We start from the raw sequence: 26,947 nt of genomic DNA, 5'->3' as shown, positions 1-26,947 counted from the left end.
TAATATTAACAATGTTTAAGGAGAAGCGCTATGAGCCAATATAATAAACACCCTATACCTACCGCGATTGCGGAGAACGCCTTAATCACCGCCGAACAATATAAAAAGATGTATCAGGAATCGGTGCAAGATCCTGATTCTTTCTGGCGGGAACAAGGCAAGATCGTCGATTGGATCAAACCTTATCAGCAGGTCAAAAACACCTCTTTTGACCCAGGCCATGTTCGCATTCGCTGGTTCGAAGACGGTACGCTCAATGTCGCAGCGAACTGTCTCGATCGCCATCTTGCCACGCAAGGCGATCAAACCGCGATCATCTGGGAAGGTGACGATGCAAAAGAAAGCAAGAAAGTCACCTACCGCGAGTTGTATCAGGCGGTATGCCGTTTTGCTAACGTATTAAAAGCAAAAGGGATCCGCAAAGGTGATGTAGTCGCCATTTATATGCCAATGGTGCCGGAAGCGGCTGTCGCGATGCTGGCTTGTGCCCGTATCGGTGCTGTGCACTCGGTTATCTTCGGAGGGTTCTCCCCTGAATCGATCGCCGGGCGCATCGTCGATTCCAGCGCCAAACTGGTGATCACTGCCGATGAGGGGATCCGCGCCGGGCGTTCGATTCCACTGAAAAAGAACATCGATGAAGCACTGCGTAATCCTGCCGTGACCACTGTGAGCAATGTCATCGTTTTCCAGCGCACTGGCAAACCCGGTAACTGGCAGGATGGCCGCGATCTATGGTGGCACGAGCTGGTTGCTCAGGCGAGCGATGACTGCCCACCGGAAGAAATGAATGCCGAAGACCCCTTGTTTATCCTGTATACCTCCGGTTCAACCGGCAAACCCAAAGGGGTTCTGCACACTACCGGGGGGTATCTGGTATACGCTGCCACAACCTTTAAGTATGTCTTTGATTACCATCCCGGCGATGTCTATTGGTGTACCGCGGACGTTGGTTGGGTCACGGGTCACAGCTATTTGTTGTACGGACCGCTGGCCTGCGGTGCCATCACGTTGATGTTCGAAGGCGTACCTAACTGGCCAACCGCCAGCCGGATGGGCCAGGTCGTAGATAAACATCAGGTCAATATTCTGTATACCGCTCCCACCGCTATTCGCGCATTGATGGCGGACGGCGACAAGGCTATCGAGGGCACCTCACGCCAGTCGCTCAAAATCATGGGCTCAGTGGGGGAACCCATCAACCCGGAAGCCTGGGAATGGTACTTCAAGAAAATTGGTAACAGCCGCTGCCCCATCGTTGATACCTGGTGGCAGACAGAGACCGGGGGATTCATGATCACCCCGCTGCCCGGCGCGATTGAAGCCAAACCCGGTTCCGCAACGTTGCCGTTTTTCGGGGTGCAACCAGCCCTGGTGGATAACACCGGTAATCCGCAAGACGGTGCCTGCGAAGGCAATCTGGTGATTACCGACTCCTGGCCAGGTCAGGCTCGCACGCTGTTTGGTGACCATGACCGTTTTGAACAGACCTACTTTTCTACGTTCAAAGGCATGTATTTCAGCGGTGACGGCGCGCGCCGTGATGAAGACGGTTATTACTGGATAACCGGCCGCGTAGATGACGTACTAAACGTATCTGGACACCGTCTGGGGACAGCAGAAATCGAGTCTGCACTGGTGTCACACCCGAAAATCGCCGAAGCCGCGGTGGTTGGCATACCGCACAGTCTCAAGGGACAGGCTATTTATGCCTACATCACGCTCAATCATGGCGAAGAACCCACCAGCGAGTTGTACACCGAGGTGCGCAACTGGGTGAGAAAAGAGATCGGCCCGATTGCGACGCCCGATATTCTGCACTGGACCGATGCACTACCGAAAACCCGATCCGGCAAAATCATGCGCCGTATTCTGCGCAAAATTGCAGCCGGGGATACCAGCAATCTGGGTGATATTTCTACCCTCGCCGATCCTGGCGTAGTAGAGAAATTGCTGGAAGAAAAACAAGCCATGGGCAACACACCGTCTTAACCGTTATCCGATAGATAAAAACAGCGCCGCCCGCACCAGGTAACAATATGTTGTTGGTAACAATATGTTGTTCTGGTGTGTGGTGGCACCTAAAAAACAGTCGTCTGTCAAGGCGACGTGACTTATCTGACTGGAGATTTATGATGAATGATCTCATTTATCAACGGATTGAAGATAACCCGCTATTTAAAGAACTGGTTCAGAAACGACAACGTTTTGCCGCCTTTCTTTCGCTGATCATGCTGGTGTTGTACGTCGGTTTCATTCTGTTGATCGCCTTTGCACCGGGGTGGCTGGGAACGCCTATTTCTCCCGGAGCGGGGACGACCCGCGGCATCCCGTTGGGTATCGGGCTCATTATCATTTCTTTTGTACTTACCGGTACTTACGTCTACCGAGCTAATGGTGAATTCGACCGCCTGACCAAAGCATTGCTAAATGAGGTGCAAAAATGAAAAGCCGCATTTTCCTGCTGACCGGTCTTCTGGGGCTACCGATATGGGCGCACGCGGCGGATGCCGTTTCCGGCAACGTCCAGAAACAACCGCTGAATATTCAGGCTATCGTACTGTTTGTGTTATTTGTGGCGGCAACGCTCTATATCACCTACTGGGCCTCCAAGCGCACCCGTTCGCGTAGTGATTACTATACGGCGGGCGGTAATATTACCGGCTTTCAAAACGGGCTGGCGATTGCGGGCGACTACATGTCTGCGGCGTCGTTCCTCGGCATTTCCGCACTGGTATACACCTCCGGTTTTGACGGCCTTATCTACTCGCTCGGTTTTCTGGTGGGCTGGCCGATCATTCTGTTCCTGATAGCGGAGCGGCTGCGTAACCTTGGTCGCTACACCTTCGCTGACGTGGCGTCTTACCGGTTGCAGCAAAAACCTATCCGTACCCTGTCGGCCTGTGGTTCGTTAGTGGTCGTGGCGCTATACCTGATAGCCCAGATGGTGGGGGCCGGTAAGCTCATTCAGTTGCTGTTCGGGTTGAATTACCATGTCGCTGTGGTGTTGGTTGGCATTCTGATGGTGATGTACGTGCTGTTTGGCGGCATGCTGGCGACCACCTGGGTGCAAATTATCAAAGCGGTCTTGTTGCTGTGTGGCGCGACCTTCATGGCAATCATGGTACTGAAAACGGTCAATTTCAGCTTTGACAGCCTGTTCACCGAAGCTACCAAGGTTCACGCGAAAGGCATCGCCATCATGAGACCCGGTGGCCTGGTATCCGACCCGGTCTCTGCCCTGTCTCTTGGGTTGGGATTGATGTTCGGTACGGCTGGTCTGCCGCATATCCTGATGCGTTTCTTCACCGTCAGCGATGCCAAAGAAGCACGTAAGAGCGTACTCTTTGCTACCGGTTTCATGGGGTATTTCTACTTCCTGACCTTCATTATCGGCTTTGGTGCGATTCTGCTGGTGAGCTCCAATCCGGCATTCAAAGATGCAGCAGGCGCGTTAATCGGCGGCAATAATATGGCGGCGATACATCTGGCCAATGCGGTCGGCGGTAACTTCTTCCTGGGCTTTATCTCCGCTGTGGCCTTTGCCACTATTCTGGCGGTGGTGGCTGGGCTGACGCTGGCGGGTGCATCTGCGGTATCGCATGACCTGTACTCGAATGTTATCAAGAAAGGTCAGGCCACCGAGCGTGACGAGCTGAGAGTATCCAAACTGACGGTACTGGTGTTAGGGATCGTCGCCATCCTGCTGGGGATTCTGTTCGAAAACCAGAATATCGCCTTCATGGTGGGTCTGGCATTCTCGATTGCCGCCAGCTGTAACTTCCCGATTATCCTGCTGTCGATGTACTGGTCGAAGCTGACCACACGTGGAGCGATGATCGGCGGTTGGGCTGGGCTGTTGACGGCAGTCATTCTGATGATTCTGGGGCCGACCATCTGGGTGAAAATCCTCGGTCACGCGACGCCAATCTACCCCTATGAATACCCGGCACTGTTCTCAATGCTGGTGGCGTTCATCGGTATCTGGTTTTTCTCCATTACCGATAACTCCGCTAATGCGGTCGAAGAACGCGGCAAATTCAAGGCGCAGTTTATCCGTTCACAAACCGGCCTTGGTATCTCCAAAGGCTCATCTCACTAACGCGAGACAAGAACGAGCGTACAACAAACCGGGGGGCCTGCTCCCCGGTTTTTTTACACCTTCTCACTGAGTATGGCTTCCAGTAAATCCAGTTCCCGCAGCATCTTTTGCAGCGTTTCATTACTGATACGCTGCGTAGCACGCAGGTGATACAGTTCAGCACGCTCGGCACTGACCGCCGCCAGACGAAAGCGCCGCTCCAGATTCTCAACCGCCATATTGTTTTCCAGTTCATCGGTGCCCGCCACACGCCGGTGTAGCATACCGATGACGCGAGCGCTGACCTCCGCCAGTACCTGATCATCCAAATTCTCTTCCCTATCAGCCGCCAGACGCTCCTGCATTTTCTTCAGGCAATCGATCGCGACCTGCGCCATCGTCACCCGCGCCATACGTTCCTCTTTCTTCTGCACGCTGTGATCCGTCAGGGTAATCCCCCGCAGTAGCAACGGTAGCGCCACGACACCGCACAACAGTGAAAACAGGATCACACCGGTAGCAATAAATACCAGTTGATAGCGGGATGGGAACGGCTCACCGCTACTCAGAAACAACGGGATCGACAGCACACCCGCCAGCGTAATGGCTCCGCGCACACCGGCAAAGGTACTGATCCAGATTTCACGCGCGGTATAACGGGCAAACAGCATCGGGCGTTTATGCTGCACATAGCGGCTGTAGAGTTTCATCAGCCACAACCAGGCAAAACGCAGCAACAACAAGGCGCAATAGATCAACGCGATATCAGCAAACAGCAGCCAGGTTTCAATGGTAGGGTCCAGTTCCGCCTGCACAATCGACTCTTCAATCACGCCCGGCAGTTGCAGCCCCAGCATCAGGAACACCATGCCGTTGAACACAAACTCCAGCATGTTCCAAACGCCGTTAGCCCGCAACCGCATGTTGAGCGGTGCCTGCCGCAGCAGTTGCGTTCGGCTGATCGTCATACCCGACGCGACCGCAGCCAAAATGCCCGACACACCGAAATGTTCAGCAATCAGGTAAGCCGCAAACGGCAGCAGCAGCAACAATACGATCTGAGTAGCGGCATCATCATCGTTTTGATGGCCGAGCAGCGACAGGGATTTGCTGTACACCCAGGTGATGCCGATCCCGGCCAACAGCCCCCCTAGCGCTACCTGCAAGAACGCCAGCGTCGCGCCGGACACGGTAAACACCATGGTGCCCATGGCAATCGCCACGGCAAACTTGAGCGACACCAGCGCAGAGGCGTCATTCATGAGCGCCTCCCCTTGCAGGATCCCCATCAGCTTTTTAGGGATCCGGTCTTCACCGACGATACCGGACAACGCGACCGCATCGGTGGGAGACAACACGGCAGCCAGCGCAAACGCGGCGACCAGCGGCATTTCTGGGATCATCCAATGCAACAGGTAACCGATACCCACTACGGTAATCACCACCAGCACCAGCGCCATGCCCAGAATTTCGCGCATATGATGCAGGAACTCACGGGTCGAGGTTTTCCAGCCGTCAGCAAACAGCAACGGCGGGATAAACAACACCATGAACAGTTCTGGATTAAAGTCGACATGCAAGCCGAACTGCGGCCACGCCAACATGGCGCCAAGCGCAATCTGCATTAATGGCAGTGGTATCTGGAAAGGCAGGATGCGTGTCATCACGCCGGAAAGCGACACGACCAACGTCATGATCAGAATGGTGAAAAATATTTCCATGTGTTCCTTGGTTAATTGCCGTTACATGAAAGGACTCCGGTTAGCTACCATCAGGGCGGACTGTGCTCGCCAATGGGTGATCTTTATGAATAATAACAATATATTGTGTGATGAACAGAAAACGATGACAAAAAATCATCACATTGGCATTACAGGATAAAAAAGGGGAACCCATGTTCCCCTTCGCGTAGTGCCAGATACGGTAAAACGGGTTTACAGCGCCCAGCCGCCAGCGTAAAAGGCCACCAACGCCGCAGCGATAATCACCGTGCCGACATTCAGCTTGCGCCATTCGCCGGAGAACAAACGGCCCAGCACCAGTGAGCCAAAGCCCAGCATAATCCCGGTCACAATGTTACAGGTCAGTACGATGAATACCGCACACACCAGACCGGACATCGCATCGACAAAGTCGTTGAAATCCAGTTTGGACACATTGCTCAGCATCAGCAGGCCGACATACATCAGCGCTGGTGCGGTTGCATAAGCCGGTACCAGATAGGACAACGGCGACAGGAACAGGATCAGCAGGAACAACACGCCAACTACCGTCGCGGTCAAACCGGTTTTACCGCCTGCGGCAGTACCCGCCGCCGACTCAATGTAAACCGCCGCCGGAGAGGTTCCCACCAGACTGGAGAAAATGCTGCTGATGGAGTCTGCGGTCAACGCGCGACCACCATTGATAATCTGTCCGTCTTTATCCAGCAGGTTAGCCTGACCGGCCACCGCGCGGATGGTGCCCGTAGCGTCAAATACCGCCGTCATCACCAGCGCCAGCACACTCGGCAGCACCACCGGCTGCAACGCGCCTTTGATGTCGAGGCTGAAAATCAGCGACTGACCATTGGCATCCGTCAGGCTCGGCAACGCAAACAGCCCTTGGTATTTTACATTCGGATCAAAAATCAGACCGATGACCGAAATAGCGACGATCACCAGCAGGATTCCACCCGGTACGCGGCGTTTTTCAAGACCGATAGTCGCAGCCAGACCGATCAGTGACATTATCACCGGGAACGCGGTGAAATGCCCCAATGCCACCGGTAAACCATCGATCGGGTTTTTAATAACCAGACCGATGCCGTTCGCCGCAATGATCAGCAAGAACAACCCGATACCGATACCCGCACCGTGCGCCACGCCCATGGGCAGATTGCGCAGGATCCAGGAACGGATGCCGGTCGCAGAAATCACTGTAAACAGCACGCCCATCATGAAGATCGCACCCAGTGCTACCGGCACACTGATATGCTGCCCTAGCACCAGACTAAAGGCAGTAAACGCCGTCAGCGAGATAGCGCAGCCAATCGCCATCGGCAGGTTGGCCCACAACCCCATCAGCAGAGAACCGAACCCCGCCACAAGACAGGTGGCGACAAACACAGCCGCAGGCGGAAAGCCTGCTTTGCCCAGCATGCCGGGTACGACGATGACCGAGTAAACCATCGCCAGAAACGTGGTCAGACCCGCCAGCACTTCCTGACGAACGCTGCTGCCGCGCTGTGTAATCTTGAAAAAGGCATCAAGCGCGCCTGCGGGACGAGCCGCATCGTCAGCCTGACGAGTGGTATTGGACATGGTGTATCCCCTGAAATGTCGTTGTTATCAAATGCTATTGGTTATCAAACGACTGGCTATCAAACGCCGGGTTATTACGCGGGCGAGTTATCACCGCACGGTGGCCGGCATCTGGTCAACATTCGAAAAACGGCGTGAATCAACGTCCTTGCCAGACGCTGTAAACCTGCCGCTTTCCCCTGCCAGTCTGACACGCAAACGATTAACCATTGCGTTACAGAGCGGCTGAATCCTGCCAGTTGTTGTTGAGGCGGCAGATTATCCTGCCTTCGGGACATCCATTTCAACTGCTATTCCCTGCATACGCATCATGGTTGCACTAAAAATGGCACCAACCCCGCGCAATACAGCGCCGACACAGCTACCTATCGGGCAACCTGCTGACATCGTTCACATAGCAATACATTGAGTATGAAAGAAAATAAAACCATGGTTCAGGAAGAGCAGACTGTACGTTTATTTTTTTGTGATGGAGTTCACAAAAAAGTTGACCACTGCCCGAGCTGGGTATATCTTTAAAACCGTGAACAACATCACATAAATAATGAATCACACAGAGGAATACGACAATGAAACTGCTGCACAAAATTATCGCCATGTTTGAAAACTTCAACATCCACTTCGGTACGTTCAACCAGTAATTCTTTTATGCGTAGGGGGAAAACACCATGAGTCTTGTCCGTCAAATCACTCAACTACTAAAAGCGCTGGGCAAAACCTACCGCGGTGTCCGTCCTTACGCGCTGTTCCGTTAATCATCAAATCATTCTCTCCTTCTTGAATTGTGGCAGCCCTGGAGCTGCCACTTTTTTATCTCTTGTTCTTATACTGGTAGCGCTTGTGTGTTTATACCGCATGTTATCGGTACAACGACGCCTCGCCGCACGGACGCGTTTTGAAACGGCGATGCAGCCATAGGTATTGTTCCGGTGCGCGCAGAATTTCCCGCTCTATTACCCGGTTCATGTATTGCGCGGCCTGCTGTTGATCTTCACTCGGGTAGTCTTCCAGCTCCGGCTCAATCACCAACTGGTACCCCTGATGGTTTGGTTTGCGAATCAACACGGTGGTGATCATCGCTGGCTTGGCTAACCGATGAATGGTGAAGGTACCGCAGGTTGTCGCCGCCTGATCCACCGCAAAGAACGGTGCGAATACGCTACCTTTGGGGCCATAGTCCTGATCTGGCGCAAACCATACCGCTTCGCCGCTTTTCAGCGCCTGCACCATGCCACGCAAATCTTTTCGATCAATCATCGCTTTATTAGAACGGGAACGTCCCCAAGTCTGCACCAGTTCCATCACTTTATTGTTATGGCGGCGGTACATCGCCATCATCGGCTGGCAGAGGCCCATCGCACGGCCGCCTAACTCCAGCGACATAAAGTGAATGCCTATCACCATCACACCACGTTGCTCACGCCCCGCCTGCTGAAGGTTTTCAAAACCAGATACCTCGAACCAGGCTTTGACTCGCCGATCCGACCAGAACCAGGCCATACCGGTTTCCATCAGCGCCATCCCCAACGATGCAAAATTCGCCTCCAGCAGCGCGTCACGCTGGGATGCCGACATCTCGGGAAAGCACAGCTCCAGATTACGACGCGCAATGTTCACACGTCGTTTGAGAAAATGGCGGGAGGTGCGTCCCAGCCAGTTTCCCAGCCGCATCAGTAGCGGATAGGGCAGTTGTACCAGCAAAAATAACACCGCAAGGCCAAACCACAGCAGCCAGTAGCGAGGGTGGAACAAGTCCTTGGTAAAGGTTTGTTGAGTCATTATCGAATATCTTCTTGAAAGTCATACCAGCCAGTTTTAACAAACCAACCATGTACGACTGCTATTCTCAGTATCCAGACAGCACGAAGGAAAACACAGTTAATGTGAAAAACGGTCAATGTGAAAAAGAGGAAAAACAGGCAGCAGAGAACGCGCTAATAAACCCCATGCTTCTCTGCCACTACGAGGTTACCCAGATTACCCGAAATCGGCCCTGGAAAGGAGAGATTCGAGTGTAAAGATTGTGAGCAGCAACGAACCGTTTGTCAGGCGCGGGTTGCCAGAATCACACTCGAAGCCTTAACCAACGCAATCACGGCAGAACCTGCGTATAACCCCATCTCCTGCACACTGTCATTGGTTACGCTGGCGGTCAGTTTTAATCCTTTGGTGGTGGTGATATGCACCGTCGCATTCACTGCACCGTCGACAATACGATTAACCGTGCCGCTAAACTGGTTACGGGCTGAGAAATTCAGGCCACAGTCTGCCGATGCCAGAATCACCCATGGTGCTTTAATCAACGCCAGCGCCGGTTTACCTGGCACCAGCCCGAGTGTCGCCACACTATTGCGGGTGATAACCGTGGTGAGTGTTTCTCCGCTTTCCAGCGTTAGCACCACTTCACTGTTAACAGCCCCCTCGGTGACACTGGCCACCGTGCCGCTTAATTGGTTTCGAGCAGAAACGGACATATCCCCTCCTGGATGAATCAATGAATAACCGCTAAATAGGATGAAGCGCCTCCATCAAACGCTTTTTCCCTCTTCAGCACAAGCCATCCACGTTGGTTTTATTTTCTGGAAACTACCGTCACCAAATCGTCACCGACCTGCCATGCCCTTGCAGTATTCCCCGCACAGCATATGTGTTCCGTTTTTACCGAAATTCGTTGACTGGCATTAACCATCAACATGCGAAAACTATCACCATGCAAAAAAAATGGCTCCCCTGGGTGATTCTGTCGCCTTCTTTACTGTTCCTACTGCTGTTTACCTATTTTCCGCTGTTTCGTTCCGTTTATGACAGCCTGTTCGATACCCGTATGGCCAGCGCCAATGCCCCATTTGTCGGTCTGGGAAATGTGATTCGCCTATTGGATGACACCGTTTTCTGGCGTGCCGTGTTCAATAATCTGCTCTACATCCTGTTGACAGTCATCCCCGGCGTGGTACTGGCGCTGATGTTAGCCGTAGCGTTATGGGAGAACCACGCGGTCAATCGCTGGCTACGCACCGCCTTCTTCTTTCCGATGATCATTCCGATGGTCAGTGCCGCCGCGCTGTGGCTGTTTATCTTCATGCCCGGTATCGGCTTGCTGGACTATTACCTGGCCAAATTGTTCGGTCCGATGAACAACAATTATCTGGGCCGTAGCAATAGTGCTCTGCTGGCACTCGCGCTGATTGGTGTGTGGAAATTCGCTGGCTATTACATGCTGTTCTTTTTGGCCGGTCTGCAAAGCATCCCGCCGTCTACCCGTGAAGCTGCCGTCATGGAAGGCGCTACGCCGACACAGGTGTTTTTCCGCGTCACACTGCCGCTGCTGCGCCCAACGTTGAGCTTCGTCATTACCACGGCGCTGATTTACTCCATCACCCAGATTGACCACGTAGCGGTCATGACCCACGGTGGACCGGATAACGCCACTACCGTGCTGTTGTATTACATCCAGAATTTAGCCTGGGACACCCACGACCTCGGCAAAGCCTCCGCCGCGACCTTTCTGACGCTGGCCGGTCTGTTCGTCTTCTCGCTGATTAACCTGAAAGTTCTCGAGAAAGGGGCACATTATGAGCGTTGATATTTCCCCCGCTGTCGTCTGCTCGACACGAGCCCCGTTACCGACCTGGCTGCGCTGGCGCCAGTCAAGACGCGCCACCCTGAGTCTACTGATGATCTGTGCCGCGCTGCTTTGGGTCAGCCCGTTTATCTGGATGCTGTCATCCGCTTTTAGCGCCACTACCTTTGGCACCGGTATGGCCTCACTGTTACCGCGCTGGCCATTAACGCTGGATAACTTCCGCGATGCCTGGCAAAGCGCTGACTGGATAAGCCTCTATGCCAACACGATTTTCTTTACCTTCGGCACCTTTTTCGTCCAGTTACTGACCATCACCACGGCGGGTTACGTGTTCGCCTGCCACGAGTTTCGCGGCAAACAGACACTGTTTCTGCTGTTTCTGGTGCAGTTGATGATCATGCCGGTCGTGATGATGGTACCGAACATGATGACGCTGAAGGCATTCGGTCTGCTCAATACGTTAACCGGCGTGATGATGCCCTATTTCACTTCAGCATTCGGCGTGTTTCTGATACGCCAGGCGTTCCTGTCCATTCCCAAAGAGATTGAAGAGGCTGCGCTGATGGAGGGATGTCGTTGGTGGCAGGTGCTGTTTCGCGTACTGCTGCCGATGTCCTGGCCCTCCATTCTGGCGTTTGCCACCGTCAGCATTACCTATCACTGGAACGAGTATCTGTGGCCACTGATGATGCTCAACGACCCGGACAAGCAGGTGCTGACCGTCGGGTTAGTGTCATTTGCGATGGGTGCGGAGTCTGGCGGTCAGTGGGGAATGATCAGCGCCGGTACGCTGATGGTATGCCTGCCGTTAATGCTGGCGTTTATTGCTTTCCAAAAACAGTTCCTGAGAAGTTTTGGTTTCTCAGGAATAAAATAAGGGGTTTTTCATGCTGTTAGCACAAATTTCTGATACTCATTTTCGCAGCTCAGGGCAAAAACTGTACGGTTTTATCGATATCAATGCCGGTAACGCCGATGTGGTGTCACAACTGAACGCGCTCACCGAACGCCCAGATGCGGTTGTGGTCAGCGGCGATATCGTCAACTGCGGCCTTGCGTCGGAATACCAGGTCGCCCGCCAGATTTTAGGTAGCCTCAACTACCCCTTGTACATTATTCCCGGCAACCACGACGACAAAACGCATTTTCTGGAGTATTTGCAGCCACTGTGCCCCCAGTTGGGTAACGATCCACAAAATATGCGTTACGCGATTGATGATTTCGCCACGCGGTTGCTGTTTATCGACTCCAGCCGTGCAGGGACATCCAAAGGCTGGCTGACGGAAGAGACTCTGTCCTGGCTGGAAGCACAACTGGCATGTGATAACAAACCTACCGCCGTCTTTATGCATCACCCGCCGCTGGCTCTCGGCTCCGCCCAAATGGACCGTATCGCCTGCGAAAACGGGCACCGCCTGCTGGAACTGGTGGAGCGTTTTCCGTCGCTGGTGCGCATTTTCTGCGGTCACAATCATTGCCTGATCATGACGCAGTACCGTCAGGCCATCATTGCCACCGTGCCGGGTACGGTTCATCAGGTGCCCTACTACCACGAAGATACTCGCCCTTATTACGACATGTCCCCGCCAGCCTGCCTGATGCACCGTCAGATTAATCAGCAGTGGGTCAGCTACCTGCACCCACTGTCGCATTATGCCGGTCCATGGTTGTACGACGAAAAAATCAGTTGCCCGGTGGATGCACGTTAATGGCCATGTTACGACTGCACAACGTCAGCAAACAATTTGACGATAAACCGGCACTGAGCTCCCTTTCACTGGAGATCGCCGATGGCGAATTTCTGGTGCTGGTCGGGCCGTCCGGCTGTGGTAAAAGTACCCTGCTACGCTTACTGGCCGGGCTGGAAACGGTGAGCGACGGCGAAATTTGGCTGGATGGCGATAACATTACCGCCCAGTCACCGCGTGAGCGGAACTTCGCGATGATCTTTCAGAACTACGCGTTATTTCCCCACCTGACGGTGAAAGAAAACATCACCTTCGGTATGCAGATTCGCCATGAGCCGAAAGCAAGCTGGCAGCCCCGGCTGGAAAAAGTGGCACACTTGCTGCAACTGGACACACTGTTGGATCGCAAACCGGGCAAGCTGTCTGGTGGTCAGCGCCAGCGGGTGGCGATGGCACGCGCCATCGTACGTGACCCAAAACTGTTCTTGATGGATGAACCACTGTCCAACCTGGATGCCCGACTGCGCACCGAAGTACGCGACGGTATTATGGCGCTGCATCAGCAACTCAAGACCAGCACCGTTTACGTCACCCACGACCAGATAGAAGCCATGTCGATGGCGGATCGCATCGTGGTCATGAACAACGGTGAGGTCCAGCAGGTCGGCACCCCGGAACAACTGTACGCTTTCCCGACCAACCTGTTTGTCGCCAGTTTCATCGGCTCACCGGCCATGAACATTATCACCCTGCCTTGCAGCGGCGGCGTGGTACAGGTCAGTGAAAGAACACTCCCTCTGCCACCCCACGCGGCACATCTTCAGGAGGTTTTTTTCGGTATTCGCCCGGAACACCTCACCGATACGCCAGAGGCAGAACAACATACGCATCACGTGTCCGGCACCGTGACGCAACGAGAATTGATGGGCGCAGACTATCTGCTGCACATCAGCACGCCAATCGGCGAACTACGCTACAGCCGCAAAAATCGCGGCGATATCCCGATGGTCGGCGACACCGTCAACCTCGGCTTTTCACCTTTTGATGTTCATCTTTTTCATGCTGAAACACAGCAGAATATATACCAGGAGATCACCCATGCATAAGCCCCTGAAACAGCGGTTACAGGCGCTCACTCTCAGCATTTCGCTGGCCTTTAGCGCGTCTGCGCTGGCCAAACAGAACATCGATTTCATGTTTCCCGCCCCGGTGGACGGCAAACTGACGATGGAAATGACGCGCATCATCAAAGAATTCAACAATTCCCAGCAGGATGTCGAAGTGCGGGGAATTTTCACCGGTAACTACGACACCACCAAAATGAAAGCGGAAGCGGCGCAAAAAGCCGGTCAGCCTCCGGCATTGGTGATTATGTCCGCCAACTTCACGACCGACCTGGCGCTGAAAAATGAAATCCTGCCGATGGACGAGCTGTTCAAATACGGCAATGAACAAGCCGGTACGTTTTTAACCAACGAATTCTGGCCCGCCATGCACAAAAACGCCCAGGTGATGGGTGTGACCTACGCCATCCCGTTCCACAATTCCACCCCGATTCTCTACTACAACAAAAACCTGTTTGAAAAAGCCGGGATAGCACAACCGCCGCAGACCTGGCAGGAACTGCTGGCCGACGCGAAAAAGCTGACCGACCAGAGCAAAGGCCAGTGGGGTATCATGCTGCCTTCAACCAATGACGACTACGGCGGCTGGATTTTCTCTTCGCTGGTGCGCGCCAACGGCGGTAACTACTTCAACGAAAATTATCCGGGCGAAGTCTATTACAACAGCCCGACCACGATCGGTGCCCTGCGTTTTTGGCAGAACCTGATCTACAAAGATAAAGTGATGCCATCCGGCGTGCTGGATTCTAAACAGATCAGTGCCGCCTTCTTCTCCGGCAAGCTGGGTATGACGCTGCTGAGCACCGGCGCACTGGGGTTCATGCGTGAAAACACCAAAGACTTTGAGCTGGGTGTCGCCATGTTACCTGCCAAAGAGCAACGAGCCGTGCCGATCGGCGGTGCCAGTCTAGTCAGCTTCAAAGGTATCTCTGATGAGCAGAAAAAAGCGGCTTACCAATTCCTGAGCTATCTGGTCAGCCCACAGGTTAATGGTGCCTGGAGTCGCTTTACCGGTTATTTCTCACCGCGCAAAGCGGCGTACGACACGCCAGAAATGAAAGCGTATCTGCAGCAAGATCCCCGTGCTGCTACGGCGCTGGAGCAGTTGAAATACGCGCACCCGTGGTACTCCACCTATGAAACAGTGGCGGTGCGCAAAGCGATGGAAAACCAGCTGGCTGCTGTGGTGAATGATGAGAAGGTGACGCCGGAGGCGGCCGCCAAAGCCGCCCAGCAGGAAGCTGACACCATCATGAAGCCTTACGTTGATCAGACCGCGTTAGCCCCAATAAAGTAATCCCTCAACGTACATGATGTTGTACTGATGATATTGCACTTACGATGCCGGTCTGACCGGCATCGTTTTTTATCAGGGGTATCAGCGCACCCGATCGCCGGAGCCTTTACCGACTACCGTTTGTACCAGATAGGTAAAGTAGTGCTTCACCGACAGGGTCTGAATCATCTTCTGATCCCACTCGGCCAGTTTTTGCGGTGTGGACATGTCGATAGCATTCACCTGTGCCAGCCCGGTTATGCCCGGCAACACATCAAAGACGCCACGCGACTGACGTTCGGCAATCAGTTCTTGTTGATTGAACAGACAAGGGCGCGGCCCGACCAGACTCATTTCCCCTCTCAGCACATTGATCAACTGAGGCAATTCATCCAGCTTGGTTTTACGCAAAAACGCGCCTAAACGGGTCACCGAGCTACGACTGGCCAGATGTGTCGCCACTGACTCAGTCGCTACCGCCATGGTGCGAAACTTGATCAGATTAAATGGCCGCTGATGCCGTCCAACCCGTTGCTGGATAAAAACCGGCGACCCCGTATCAAATAACCCCAGCACATAAACAATCAGCATCACTGGCCACAAACACAGCAATCCCACCAACGCCAGTAAGATATCCAGAACACGCAGCATAATAATCGGTCAACCTTCTTTGGATAGAGACTCAGATGCGCCGGGCATTTCCGACAGGAACGCCCGCGCCGTGATGGCAATCGCCTGATGATAGGAAATGGCTGGCTGCCAGCCAAGCTGTCGCCGGGTTTCACTCACATCGACCTGCAATGAGCCCAGCAGGCGCTCCGCCACGGCTGCTTTTCCCAACAGTGTCGCAGCACCTTTCAATACCCACGACGGCAGCGGCCAGCAGCGGTTTTTAACCCCCAGCGCCATGGCCATGTCCGCCAGCAAGTCAGCGGTAGAGACATCATGACAGTCCGATACCAGCCACACCCGCCCAGGCGCCTGCGGATGACGCACACTCAGCAAAATCAGGTCAGCCAGATTATCAACGAACACCAGGCTACGTTGATTATGTACCGCCGCCAGCGGCAGCGGCACGCCTTTGTGAACCCAATTCATCATGGCACGGAAATTGGCTTTTACACCGGGGCCATACACCAACGGCGGGCGAATAATCACCACCTCCAGATCGGTCTCCTGGGCCAAACGCATCAGGCCCTGTTCCGCCTCATATTTGCTCAAACCGTAAGGGTCAAGCGGCGGCACGGCCACATCCGGCTGAAAAGGCGCCCCCGGTTGCGTTGCCTCGCCATTCACTTTAATTGAACTCACAAAGACAAACCGCTTCACACCCGATTCCGCCGCCTGCTGCGCCAGACGCAATGTCCCTGCGACATTGGTTTCCCGGTACAATGCCAGTGCGTCGGGGCCATCTTGCATCTGGTGAACTCTGGCGGCGCAATGTACGACTGCATCCACATCCTGCAGTGCCGGTGCCCAGTCTGTCGTTGCCGTCAGATTGGCACGAATCATGCGACTGTCGGTTGTGTTGCTGTGTTCGCTGACATGCAAAACACAGCGAATGCCTTGCTCATTCGCCAACGCAACCACCCGGTTACCGATAAATCCCCGGCTTCCCGTTACTAAGATTTTCAATGAGATTACCTTCCTGAATAGCCCGGCTCATAATACCCGGCATAACACCATAACTAAAATTAAGATGAGCACATCTGGTCAAGACATTGTTAGGCAACTAAAATAGTCCGCTAATACCACTCTATTGTCGCACACGGACATTCAGGCTCTGATGTTTAAACTTATTCCGCTTTTGCTTAGTGCAGAGCGAGCCACCAAACGCATAGTGACTGTATTCTATGACGTTGTTGCCATTGTGGCCTCATTGTATCTGGCCGTCGCCGTCCGTTTAGGTACCACTGATTTTCAAATCGGCGCAGCTGAAATAGCCAGCGTCGTTGTCACGTTATCCATCACAATCCTGGTTTTCATACGTTGCGGCATGTACCGCGCCGTGCTGCGCTACATGATGCTGCCCGCGATGGGGTATGTATTTCTATCGGTTATTTTATCCGCTGTCAGCCTGGCATTGAGTAGCTTCTTTTTTCAGTCTTTTGTCCCACGCAGCGTACCGTTTATTTACGCGGGTCTGGCGACTCTCGCTTTGGGCAGCCCTCGCGTACTGATACGAACATTCTATTATCACTACTATAAGCGCCAGAAACCGAACGTGTTTATTTACGGAGCAGGGGCAACCGGGCGAGACTTACTTTACGCGTTGATTCAGGGCGATGAATATCACCCCGTTATCATCCTTGATGATGACGAGAAGAAGGTAGGCCAAATCATTTGTGGTATCAAAGTGCACCACAGTAATGAATTCGAAAAGCTAAAACCACTCTATCAGCCTGTAAAATTACTTTTAGCTATCAATAATATACACAAAGGCCAGCGGTTAAGATTACTTGAAAGACTCTCCCACTGGCCCATCGAAGTGCAGTCTGTTCCCTCGGTTGAAGATATCGCGGCAGGCAAAGCAACTGCGACAGAGATACGTGACCTGGATGTTGCTGACCTGCTGGGACGCGAAGCGGTTGCGCCCGATAAAAACCTGATGGCGAAAAACATTACGGGAAAATCGGTGATGGTGACAGGCGCTGGCGGTTCGATAGGTTCAGAGCTTTGCCGTCAAATTCTGGCCCAGCGCCCAAAAACGTTGGTGTTGTTTGAACTCAACGAATACAACCTCTATACCATCGATCAGGAGCTGCAGGGCATCAAAAAGCGTCTCCTGCTTGAGACAAAAATCGTCACAGCATTAGGTTCGGTACAAAAGCAGAACCGGGTGCAAAAGCTGATTCATACCCACCAAGTCGAAACGATTTACCATGCCGCCGCCTACAAGCATGTGCCGCTGGTTGAAGAGAATGTGATTGAAGGGATCCGCAACAACGTATTTGGTACATTGGCCTGCGCCGAAGCAGCGATAGCCGAAGGGGTGGAAAATTTCACACTGATCTCCACAGACAAAGCGGTGCGTCCAACCAATATCATGGGCACCAGCAAACGGATGGCGGAATTAATTTTACAAGCATTGGCAGAGCGCCAAAACCAGACCACATTTACCATGGTCCGATTTGGGAACGTGCTGGGGTCATCCGGCTCTGTTGTACCACTGTTTAAAAGGCAGATCCGGCAGGGTGGCCCAGTCACCGTGACGCACCCAGATATTATTCGTTATTTCATGCTCATTCCTGAAGCGTCGCAGTTGGTCATACAGGCGGGTGCAATGGGAATTAACGGGCAGGTGTTCGTACTGGATATGGGCGAACCGGTCAAAATACTCGATTTGGCCCGCAGGATGATCAACCTGATGGGGATGAAGAGCTACATAGAAGGACAGGGGCACGCAGAAGAAGGCGATATCGCGATTAAGTTCACGGGATTACGCCCTGGGGAGAAACTCTACGAAGAGTTATTGATCGGTGAAAATGTTGAAGGCACCAGTCATCCTAAAATTATGACTGCCCAGGAAGAGAAGCTGAGCTGGCAAGAGATGGACTCTCTATTGAAATTGCTTGATCTTTATTGCCACAACTTTGATGTTAATAAAATTAAAGAAACACTGCTTCAAGCACCAACAGGCTATAATATCAGCTGTTATACAGACACGAACTAGTATGTTTTACATACGATTATAGTTTGATTATGGAAAGGCTATAGGGTGCATGGCACCCTATAGCTAAATATTCTTATCTTTTTTATGATTTGCAATAACCTTTTTATAAAGGGCCATATATTTATTAACCATATGGTCTGCAGTAAAATTCTCACTAAACCGCTGTTTCGCTAGTCTCCCCATTTCTTGGGATTTTTCAATATCCATCCACAGCGTCATTAGTGCATTTTTTAGTGCTGCCGGATCGGCCGGGGGCACCGAGATACCGGTTAACTGATCCTGATTAATATAGGTTGTTCCGGTTCCTATCTCACAGGAAATCATCGGTTTACCATACATCGCAGCTTCAACTAATGTCATTCCATAAGCTTCAGAGCGAAGATGGGAAGGAAATATTACACCATAACATAACTCAAATAGCGCACATTTATCTTCATCGGATAGAGCCCCCACAAAATGAGTATTCTTCAAACCTAACGAAATAGCCTGCGACTTCAATTCATTTTCGTAAGGTCCCTCACCTACAATAACCAGTGGGTAATCAATATCTCTCATGGCTTCGAGCAAAAATGATAACCCTTTATAGTAGCGCAAGAAGCCTACAAATAGGAAAAAACGCTCGCCAAATCGGCCTTTCCATTTATCAAGGGCGGCTTGTGTTGACTGATGATAAGAGTCAGGATCCAGACCAAATGGGATAATCTCTACCGGTTTTATCAACGACTTCAGCACTGGACTGGTAGCAACATAGTTTGGTGACGAGGCAACAACACTATCAACGCTATTCAGAAAGCGCTTCATTAGTGGCTGATAGAGCTTAAGCAGATATTTTTGTTTTACGATATCTGAATGGTAGCTAACAATTGCAGGTTTATCTATCTTCGCAATAAAGTGCACCAGATCCATGTAAGGCCATGGGAAGTGATAATGTATGATATCTGCTCTCCTGGCCAACTCCTTGAAATCTTTTATTGCCGATAAAGAAAATCCTGTTGAAGCCAGATAAAAATCTTGCCGGGATGTGTGAACATGGTGATGCCCAATAACCCCATCTCTGGATGAGCCATCAGGGCTCAATGAAAGTACATCAACAGTAGCCCCTTGCCTGGAAGCGCCTTCTGCCAGTTGATAAATAACTTGTTGTACACCACCATAGGCTACAGGATAATATGTTTTAAAAAAATGTAATATTCTCATTATCTATTAATAACTTCTTTATAAACTTCGATTGTTTTGCTGGCGCATTGCTGCCAAGAAAATTCACCTGCTCGCTGTATTCCCCTAATAATAGAGGTCTGCCTCCAGGTATCATCCTCAATAGCCTGAATCAGCAAGGTTGTCATTTGTTCAATATCATCAGCTTTGCACATAAGACCGACATCCCCCACAACCTCAGGTAAAGAAGACGAATCTGAACAAACAACAGGAACACCCGATGCCATCGCTTCAAGCACTGGCAAACCAAATCCTTCATACAATGAAGGGAAACAAAACACTCGCGCACCAGAAAACAGAACCGGTAGCTCTCTGGCAGGTAAATAACCAAGATAACGAACCCATCCTTCTCGTTGGGCCGAATCTATTCGATGCATAATAGATTCATTCTGCCACCCTTGATACCCCGTTAATATAAGAGGTATTCGTCGGCGACAATCGATAGGTATTCTAGAATATGCATCTAACAGTGCAATTAAGTTCTTACGCGGCTCAATCGTACCAACATATAAAGAATACTCCTGATGCTTCAGACCATACTGTGACAATACTTCATGACACATCTCTGGAGTTCGTTGATGAAAATCAGCCGAGCAGGCTAACGGGACAGAATAAATACGCTCAATAGGCCAATTAAAGTAATCAGCTACCTCTTGCCGAGTGTAGGCTGAATCGGTGATCAATGCATCTGCAGAGGAGATCGTTTTTTGCAATTCTTTCTGGGTGAAGCGAATTCGTTGTGGTGTATTACACTGAGGCCAGGTAAAAGGCGATAAATCATGAAAGGTAGCAATTTTCCTCCCTGGAAATGGAGGGAGAAAAAAATTAGGCCCATGGTAAATGTAATCGTCATACCCTTTTAATGCATTCTGCTTCAGCAACGGCATTAATAGCCGATACGCCTCAGTTGCGATATAGCTTTTTTGGACCCATCTCTTCACACCATGTTGAAATCCTGCATTTTCCTGAGCTACCGGGAGCTCAGGGAGAAATCGCCTTCCTGCAAAAAACTTCAACTCCGAGACCTGAGACGATTGCATCAATGCGGATGCCAATTCCCAAGTATAGCGTCCAATACCTGTTAGCGGAAACCGGATCGGCTCAACGGATAATATAACTCTCACTTTGACTCCAACATCCAACGGAGAGTGTCTTCCAATTTCAGCGACTGCCACTCACCAATCATAGAACATAACAGGCTAGCATCACCACACAATGTTTTGACTTCATTAGCCCTGACAAATGCAGGGTTCACCTGGATTTCAATCTTGTGACCAGAGATAGACTCACAGAGAGCAACAACATCTCGTAAGCTATATGTTTTACCAGAGCAAACATTGACAACACATCCAGACGCCTTCACATCAATTAGGCGGGCATAGGCCTGAACCAAAGAACGTACATCACTGAAATCACGCCAAACATCCAGATTGCCCAATTCGATAACTTCAGCTTTACGCCTAAAGTGAGAAACAATCTTTGGCAGAAGAAAACTATCAGCCTGCCCTACTCCCGTATAATTAAACGGGCGGGTAATAACAATAGGCAAACGATCCATCCATAGACGAGTCATAAACTCCATGGACAGTTTGCTAACAGCATAGTCATTTGCTGGATCTGGCAAAGTGTTCTCAGACAGGGCACCTTCGGAACGGTTACCGTAAACATTGGCGCTACTGGCAATTAATATCATTTCTGGTGTTTGCTTCAACTGAGCCAGAGACTCAAGTAAATTGCGGGTGCCAATGACATTCACCTGATAGAAATCATTCGGATCGCCATGGCCAACAAAGGCCAACGCGGCGAGATGAATAACGACATGAGGTTGAACCTCATTGATCGCATATTCAAGTGAAGCGCGATCCGCCAAGTCAGCCAAATAGATATTTTTTTCAGATGATGCTTTCGTTCCTAACCCAAAAACACGATATCCAGATGCCGCCATTTCGGCCGCCATATAGCGGCCTGTGAAGCCCTGAATCCCGGTTATCAAGACACGTTTTTCTATCATCAGAAAGAAAACCCTGCTTCATTACGACGAATATCTTCTTTGACCATCATTTGGCAAAGTTCTTCCAGCGTAGTTCTTGGTTCCCATCCGAGTTTCTCTTTAGCATATGCAGGATTGCCAATGAGTAACTCCACTTCCGCAGGGCGGTAGAATTTGGGGTTCACACGAACAAGAACTTTACCCGTATCCGCATCAATACCTACTTCGTTTTCTGCAGATCCTTTAAATTTCAATGTAAAACCAGCAGCTTTGAATGCCATAGAGACGAAATCACGCACAGTTTCAGTACGATTAGTCGCAAGCACATACGTACCCGCTGAATCTGCTTGTAACATTCTCCACATGCCTTCGACATATTCTTTTGCAAAGCCCCAGTCGCGTTTTGCATCAAGATTACCCAACTCCAGCACATCCAATTTACCAAGTTTGATTTTGGCTGCTGAATCGGTAATTTTTCGCGTCACAAACTCACGACCACGCAATGGAGACTCATGGTTAAAAAGAATACCGCTGCAAGCGAAAATACCATAGCTCTCGCGATAGTTTATAGTCATCCAGTGTGCATACAACTTTGCCACACCGTAGGGGCTACGCGGATAAAAAGGTGTGCTTTCAACCTGTGGAATAGCCTGAACCTTACCGAACATCTCAGACGTTGATGCTTGATAGAAGCGAATTTTGGGATTTACTATACGAATGGCTTCTAAAAGGTTTAGCGGCCCTATGCCAGTGATTTCAGCCGTGGTTACTGGCTGTTCGAAAGAGACGCCAACAAAACTCTGAGCAGCAAGGTTATAGACCTCTGTTGCCTGAGTGTCTTGTAACAGGCGAATACTGGCTGACAGATCTGTCAAATCGTACTCTACTAGATGCAAATTAGGGTCTTTATCGATACCTAGCTCTTCAATACGCCAGAAATTTACAGAACTAGTACGACGATAAGTACCATACACTGTATAGCCCTTACTCAATAATAGCTCAGCCAAGTAAGCACCATCTTGACCAGTAATACCTGTAACAATTGCACGTTTCATTTAGTAATCTCAGAATTAGATAACATACTTATCGTTTAAAGCACCTGGTAGTTTTACAACAACATTTACAGCGTCGGTCAATGCTGTAAAATCAGTTACCTCTCCAGGCTGTAACACAATAATATCACCTTTAGAATACACTTGCCCAGACATCATAATATCCCCTTCGACAACGACAGTAACTTCAGTCGCAATCTTATGGTAGTGGGCAGACTCTTTATCACCCTTCAAATATCGTTTTACAGCAACCTCACAATCACTGGTGTTAACGACGGCAGGAGAAAAAGCGCCAACGAACCATCCACCGATCATATTATCTAAATTATCTAGCTTCATTGAAGAACTCCTCAACCTGATAGACATTTTTCAGTGGGTGATAGTCATCCTTATCGATTCTAAATACTCCGACTTTACCACCGTCGAGAATAACCTCATTGAGCGAAGGGCAGATATAGAATTTACTATCAACTCTCGCATCTTTTCTTATCATATTCTTTACCGAATCGACAAAAAGAGCTGTCGACTTAAACCAATAAATGCCTGCTGTTGCATTCTTACTAATCGGTTTCTTCTCTGACGCCTCATTAACCAGGCCATCATCATCTAAACTAACAAATGAATATCGTGGATGAATGGCTTCAAATATTACAGTGCCTGCATCATACTGCATATCAAGCATGTTTTTAGTAAAGCAATCATAATCAATATCAGTCAATTGATTGCTACTTATTATCAGTAGCGGCTCATCTTGATTCAGGCTAACGGCCCCTAGCAGTGCTGATGTGGCAGCACCGGCAGTATTTTCGGGCACAGATGTTACGAGACCTTTACCCGATGACAGTAGTTCAACAATTGTAGATAAATGATACTTTCTGATGTGTTTTTCTTGGAAAATGAAGAGGATTTCGTTATTTTCAAAATTTAAAGAGTCTGCAATATGTTGGATAATAGAACGACCATGCAGCTCTGTTAAACAAAGAGGGTATTTATTATCTTTCGATGCTATGTATTCTTCACCAGCAGCAAGTATAATAATATTCATTATTACCGTTCCCCTTCTGTTTTTAAAATGAAGTTCTTAATATTTTTATAATTGACATCGGTTACCTCATCAACAGTCAGAACATTAGCTCCAGCAGCTAGTGCAGCTCTAATCCCATTTTCATTATCTTCAACCACAACACACTCACTGGGAAGAACACCTAGCTTATTAATAGCAGTAATGTAAATTTCAGGGTCTGGTTTTCCTTTGCGAACATCCTCGTTAGAGAGCATTATATCGAGATAATCACTTAAGCAGGCCTTCTCCATCATTGTCACTACCGAATTTTTTATAGAGTTAGATGCTACTGCCAGTTTGTATCCTTCGCTTTTTAGCTTTGAAAGCGCATATTGATGAATAAACATAGGCTTACAATGCGTATGAACAATCTCCATTGTATAATGCTGTTTCATCTCATTAATAAAGGAGTGGAGTTCGCTAGGTAGTGAATATTCTTTACTTAACATATTCAGCTTATCTTTAGTAGGCAAACCATCGAACTTAGTAAGATGATCATACCGACTAATGTTATAGCCGAATAAATTGAGAGCACGGTTTAATGCATCGTAATGCCAATCCTTAGCCTCAATTAGAACACCATCCATATCAAAAATTATCGCCTTTATCATATAAGTCATCACCTAAAAAAAGTAACAGCATCTTCAGGAAAATCGGTGCAGAGAACAACTTTATCTGAATCGGATATACCGTGCTCTTTGATATTACCCCAAAAATCCAAGTGATTGCGTTTATGCAGTTCAGGAGATACGATACATAACTCTTTCCCATCAGAAAGAATCTTTTCAATATCAGTTTCATCGTACCAATGTTCAAAAAATGAATCCAACCATACACCATGTGATTCTTGGTAAAATGCAGGATATCTCTCTTGCTCACTCATTCTGGTATAAACTCGGACAGCAGATTGCTCATAATAAAGTTTCTGGTCTGGTACAGACATATCAAAAACAAAAGCATTAGTAATGTTGAAACTTTCCATTTCCTTAACTAATAAATCTCTTAGCCCGTCTGCTTTAATATTTAAAGCTAAAGTGAGATTTCGCCCCGCCAGGCACTGGAAAAAATCAGAAAGCAGAATACAGTTCTCATCAGGTACATCATGAGATATTACCAATTTTCCTTTGTAATCACGAATATCAGTTTCTGTTCCAAATCCTTTATCAAAGGAACGAGAAAATGCTTCAAGAGTATTTTTCTCTTTAGTATCTTTCCAATATCCTCTATGAGAAATAATTTTCATTTTGAGATGCCTTTTGTTGCTCTAAATGATACGTCTTTGGAAAGAAAGAGGTTCAAATCATCAGGTATTCCGAGGCCATACATACCATTCGATTCCTCTCCTATATTATAAACACCTATCTTCCTTCCATTTTTTATTAGAGAATTATATGCAGGTGCAACATAAAACTCACCATTAACACGCTCATCATTAGATATCATCATCTCTGCTGCATGAACAAAATCAGATCCACGCTTGAAGTTATAGATACCGACAGTTGCCTCGTTTGATATGACTTCTTTTTCAACGACTCTAGAGACAAGATTTTCCTCACCGAATCCAACAAATGACCATTTAGGATCATCTGCAGTCATAGTCATTATCAGGCCATCCAGGGAGCCAGACTCCAGTGTATTAAGGTAATTATTTATATCAATATCAACATACTGATCACTATTAGCAATCATCAATGGGTCATCATTGTTTATAAATTCTTTAGCAGAAAGAACCGTACAAGCAGCCCCTTCAGATAAGCCATTTAGTGTCACCACCTCACACCCAGGAGCCCAGCGATGCAGCTCACTTGCGATCCCATATTTATTATTATGCTCTTTCTGTATTATAAAAATAAAACGATGATTCGTTTTTGGCGCCAAGTTATTAATAACGAGACGAATCATGGGAATATCATGTACCTTAATCAAAGGTTTCGGGTCTGCATAACCAGCCTTCGCAAAACGACTACCAGCGCCAGCCATAGGAATAACAATATTTAGCATTTTTCAACCTCAATTAGATTTTTTGAATAATTTAAAAACTTATAAAAAATAGATTTTTTTATAAAAATGACGTTCATTTCAAGATATTCATCATTTTTCATCTTGAGTTGATTGTTTTCTTCGCGGGCTTCAGCTAAAGCATTCGTCAGATGCATAATATGCTCTTCTGGATACTCTTGGCGAAAAGAAGGAAAATGCCAATAGTGTTTACCATCATAATAATGCATTTCTCGAAGACTCAAATTTCTCTCTAACAATTCATAAGAGAGTTCATTTCGACAAAAGAAAACATTAAACTCATTTGATGCAGGATCATTAGGTTTTATCTTATGAATTTTAAACCCATTTTCATTTAAAAATTTCAGTGCAGAATATAAATCATCATCAGTTTTTGCATACAAGGAGCAATCTTTGGTTGCTGGAACTTCAAGCATACCAGCATCAATCCTATCTAAATATTTACCCGCTGACTTTAGTGCAGTAAGGTCTAACCCTTGGATATCTATTTTGATAAACGAGATCCGATCGAACACTAAGCCATCAAGAAAATGCTCCAGTGGCATAGTTTTGACTTTTATTTTTTCAGAGTATTTTAAGTCTATTCGAGTCGCCCAGTACTCATCCTGTTGCAAATGTTCCGTTGAAAAATCTAGAAGACTAGATGTCCCACCATCAGATTCAGACGATATATTGAACGTATGCTCCCCCTCTTCATCAGAGATCGCAACCTGGTGAACTATGTGGTTATCAATACATTCATCCTTAGCTTTCTGAATTAGGGTATCGGCTAATTTTGGATAAGGTTCTATAGCATGAATTATAATATTAGAGTTCCTTTTAGCCACTTCTAAAGAAAACCCACCGACATTAGCCCCAAGATCTAGAATAATATCACTCAC

General features: G+C 49.1%; 25 protein-coding genes. 9 read left to right on the top strand and 16 right to left on the bottom strand.

The annotated features are described in order from the left end of the window. The first annotated feature begins 30 nt into the window (after positions 1–30). From acs to actP, 3 genes are all read left to right on the top strand, one after another. A complete protein-coding gene (gene acs / locus DZE2538_RS03445) occupies positions 31–1,992 on the top strand; it encodes an acetate--CoA ligase (protein ID WP_038915596.1) in 1,962 nt (653 codons plus the stop codon). 143 nt (positions 1,993–2,135) lie between these two features. Then, the gene (locus DZE2538_RS03440; RefSeq protein ID WP_023638952.1) at positions 2,136–2,447 is read left to right on the top strand and encodes a DUF485 domain-containing protein; all 312 of its coding nucleotides are present in this window, start codon (positions 2,136–2,138) and stop codon (positions 2,445–2,447) included. Beyond that, positions 2,444–4,102 carry a cation/acetate symporter ActP gene (actP, locus tag DZE2538_RS03435; RefSeq protein WP_019846225.1) on the top strand — a complete coding sequence of 553 codons (1,659 nt, stop codon included), beginning with the start codon at positions 2,444–2,446 and terminating at the stop codon, positions 4,100–4,102. The genes DZE2538_RS03440 and actP overlap by 4 nt, the downstream gene beginning before the upstream one ends. Positions 4,103–4,155: 53 nt before the next feature. Here the strand turns inward: actP and DZE2538_RS03430 are convergent, their stop codons facing one another. The 4 genes from DZE2538_RS03430 to DZE2538_RS03410 all read right to left on the bottom strand — a co-directional run bounded on the left by DZE2538_RS03430 (position 4,156) and on the right by DZE2538_RS03410 (position 9,857). Next, positions 4,156–5,802 (bottom strand): Na+/H+ antiporter, encoded by a 1,647-nt coding sequence (locus DZE2538_RS03430; RefSeq protein ID WP_038913186.1) that lies wholly within the window; start codon positions 5,800–5,802, stop codon positions 4,156–4,158. 213 nt (positions 5,803–6,015) lie between these two features. After that, the gene (locus DZE2538_RS03425; protein ID WP_016943696.1) at positions 6,016–7,383 is read right to left on the bottom strand and encodes an NCS2 family permease; all 1,368 of its coding nucleotides are present in this window, start codon (positions 7,381–7,383) and stop codon (positions 6,016–6,018) included. An 858-nt stretch (positions 7,384–8,241) separates the two neighbouring features. Further along, positions 8,242–9,165, bottom strand: coding sequence for a kdo(2)-lipid IV(A) palmitoleoyltransferase (gene lpxP / locus DZE2538_RS03415; RefSeq protein WP_413783127.1), 924 nt, complete (start codon positions 9,163–9,165; stop codon positions 8,242–8,244). A 263-nt stretch (positions 9,166–9,428) separates the two neighbouring features. Beyond that, positions 9,429–9,857: a TOBE domain-containing protein gene (locus tag DZE2538_RS03410; protein ID WP_023638949.1), complete on the bottom strand. Its 429-nt coding sequence runs from the start codon at positions 9,855–9,857 to the stop codon at positions 9,429–9,431. 236 nt (positions 9,858–10,093) lie between these two features. Between DZE2538_RS03410 and DZE2538_RS03405 the strand changes: the two genes are divergently transcribed. The 5 genes from DZE2538_RS03405 to DZE2538_RS03385 are packed head-to-tail and all read left to right on the top strand — an operon-like array spanning position 10,094 to position 15,075. Then, positions 10,094–10,966 (top strand): carbohydrate ABC transporter permease, encoded by an 873-nt coding sequence (locus DZE2538_RS03405; RefSeq protein ID WP_023638948.1) that lies wholly within the window; start codon positions 10,094–10,096, stop codon positions 10,964–10,966. Continuing rightward, complete coding sequence (locus DZE2538_RS03400; protein WP_038915592.1) at positions 10,956–11,843, top strand: carbohydrate ABC transporter permease; 888 nt, start codon at positions 10,956–10,958, stop codon at positions 11,841–11,843. The genes DZE2538_RS03405 and DZE2538_RS03400 overlap by 11 nt, the downstream gene beginning before the upstream one ends. Before the next feature lie 10 nt (positions 11,844–11,853). Further along, the gene (locus tag DZE2538_RS03395; protein ID WP_019846231.1) at positions 11,854–12,675 is read left to right on the top strand and encodes a phosphodiesterase; all 822 of its coding nucleotides are present in this window, start codon (positions 11,854–11,856) and stop codon (positions 12,673–12,675) included. Next, positions 12,675–13,760, top strand: coding sequence for an ABC transporter ATP-binding protein (locus tag DZE2538_RS03390; RefSeq protein ID WP_080638944.1), 1,086 nt, complete (start codon positions 12,675–12,677; stop codon positions 13,758–13,760). Before DZE2538_RS03395 ends, DZE2538_RS03390 begins: the two co-directional genes overlap by 1 nt. Next, entirely contained in the window at positions 13,753–15,075 is a 1,323-nt protein-coding gene (locus DZE2538_RS03385) for an ABC transporter substrate-binding protein (RefSeq protein WP_026358079.1), read from the top strand. The genes DZE2538_RS03390 and DZE2538_RS03385 overlap by 8 nt, the downstream gene beginning before the upstream one ends. Positions 15,076–15,156: 81 nt before the next feature. On the opposite strand, the gene DZE2538_RS03380 is transcribed toward DZE2538_RS03385, so the two are convergent. After that, positions 15,157–15,705 (bottom strand): sugar transferase, encoded by a 549-nt coding sequence (locus tag DZE2538_RS03380; RefSeq protein WP_019846234.1) that lies wholly within the window; start codon positions 15,703–15,705, stop codon positions 15,157–15,159. A 9-nt stretch (positions 15,706–15,714) separates the two neighbouring features. Then, on the bottom strand, positions 15,715–16,689 hold the full coding sequence (locus DZE2538_RS03375; protein ID WP_038915591.1) for a UDP-glucose 4-epimerase family protein: 975 nt from the start codon (positions 16,687–16,689) through the stop codon (positions 15,715–15,717). A 151-nt stretch (positions 16,690–16,840) separates the two neighbouring features. Here DZE2538_RS03375 and DZE2538_RS03370 point away from each other — a divergent pair, with 151 nt between their 5' ends. Then, positions 16,841–18,727 (top strand): polysaccharide biosynthesis protein, encoded by a 1,887-nt coding sequence (locus DZE2538_RS03370; RefSeq protein WP_038915590.1) that lies wholly within the window; start codon positions 16,841–16,843, stop codon positions 18,725–18,727. Positions 18,728–18,790: 63 nt separating this feature from the next. Here DZE2538_RS03370 and DZE2538_RS03365 read toward each other — a convergent pair whose 3' ends face one another. The 10 genes from DZE2538_RS03365 to DZE2538_RS03320 are packed head-to-tail and all read right to left on the bottom strand — an operon-like array spanning position 18,791 to position 26,947. Next, complete coding sequence (locus DZE2538_RS03365) at positions 18,791–19,924, bottom strand: glycosyltransferase family 4 protein (RefSeq protein WP_019846237.1); 1,134 nt, start codon at positions 19,922–19,924, stop codon at positions 18,791–18,793. Beyond that, positions 19,924–21,117 carry a glycosyltransferase family 4 protein gene (locus DZE2538_RS03360; RefSeq protein WP_330217006.1) on the bottom strand — a complete coding sequence of 398 codons (1,194 nt, stop codon included), beginning with the start codon at positions 21,115–21,117 and terminating at the stop codon, positions 19,924–19,926. The genes DZE2538_RS03365 and DZE2538_RS03360 overlap by 1 nt, the downstream gene beginning before the upstream one ends. Then, complete coding sequence (locus DZE2538_RS03355) at positions 21,063–21,953, bottom strand: GDP-mannose 4,6-dehydratase (RefSeq protein WP_038915587.1); 891 nt, start codon at positions 21,951–21,953, stop codon at positions 21,063–21,065. Before DZE2538_RS03355 ends, DZE2538_RS03360 begins: the two co-directional genes overlap by 55 nt. Further along, complete coding sequence (gene gmd, locus DZE2538_RS03350) at positions 21,953–22,987, bottom strand: GDP-mannose 4,6-dehydratase (RefSeq protein ID WP_038915585.1); 1,035 nt, start codon at positions 22,985–22,987, stop codon at positions 21,953–21,955. The genes DZE2538_RS03355 and gmd overlap by 1 nt, the downstream gene beginning before the upstream one ends. Positions 22,988–23,002: 15 nt before the next feature. After that, positions 23,003–23,323 (bottom strand): cupin domain-containing protein, encoded by a 321-nt coding sequence (locus tag DZE2538_RS03345; protein ID WP_023638938.1) that lies wholly within the window; start codon positions 23,321–23,323, stop codon positions 23,003–23,005. Next, positions 23,310–24,029 (bottom strand): glycosyltransferase family 2 protein, encoded by a 720-nt coding sequence (locus DZE2538_RS03340; protein ID WP_023638937.1) that lies wholly within the window; start codon positions 24,027–24,029, stop codon positions 23,310–23,312. Before DZE2538_RS03340 ends, DZE2538_RS03345 begins: the two co-directional genes overlap by 14 nt. Positions 24,030–24,031: 2 nt before the next feature. Next, positions 24,032–24,658 (bottom strand): HAD family hydrolase, encoded by a 627-nt coding sequence (locus DZE2538_RS03335; protein WP_023638936.1) that lies wholly within the window; start codon positions 24,656–24,658, stop codon positions 24,032–24,034. A gap of 8 nt (positions 24,659–24,666) precedes the next feature. Next, positions 24,667–25,290, bottom strand: a complete 624-nt coding sequence (locus tag DZE2538_RS03330; RefSeq protein WP_038915584.1) for a PI-PLC domain-containing protein — start codon at positions 25,288–25,290, stop codon at positions 24,667–24,669. Beyond that, a complete protein-coding gene (locus DZE2538_RS03325) occupies positions 25,287–26,048 on the bottom strand; it encodes a glycosyltransferase family 2 protein (RefSeq protein WP_038915583.1) in 762 nt (253 codons plus the stop codon). The genes DZE2538_RS03330 and DZE2538_RS03325 overlap by 4 nt, the downstream gene beginning before the upstream one ends. Next, a complete protein-coding gene (locus tag DZE2538_RS03320) occupies positions 26,042–26,947 on the bottom strand; it encodes an FkbM family methyltransferase (RefSeq protein WP_038915582.1) in 906 nt (301 codons plus the stop codon). Before DZE2538_RS03320 ends, DZE2538_RS03325 begins: the two co-directional genes overlap by 7 nt.

The organism is Dickeya zeae NCPPB 2538 (assembly GCF_000406165.1).
Classification (GTDB): domain Bacteria; phylum Pseudomonadota; class Gammaproteobacteria; order Enterobacterales; family Enterobacteriaceae; genus Dickeya; species Dickeya zeae.
The sequence above is the reverse complement of the archived record's forward strand: the minus strand, read 5'-3'. Positions and strand labels throughout refer to the sequence as shown.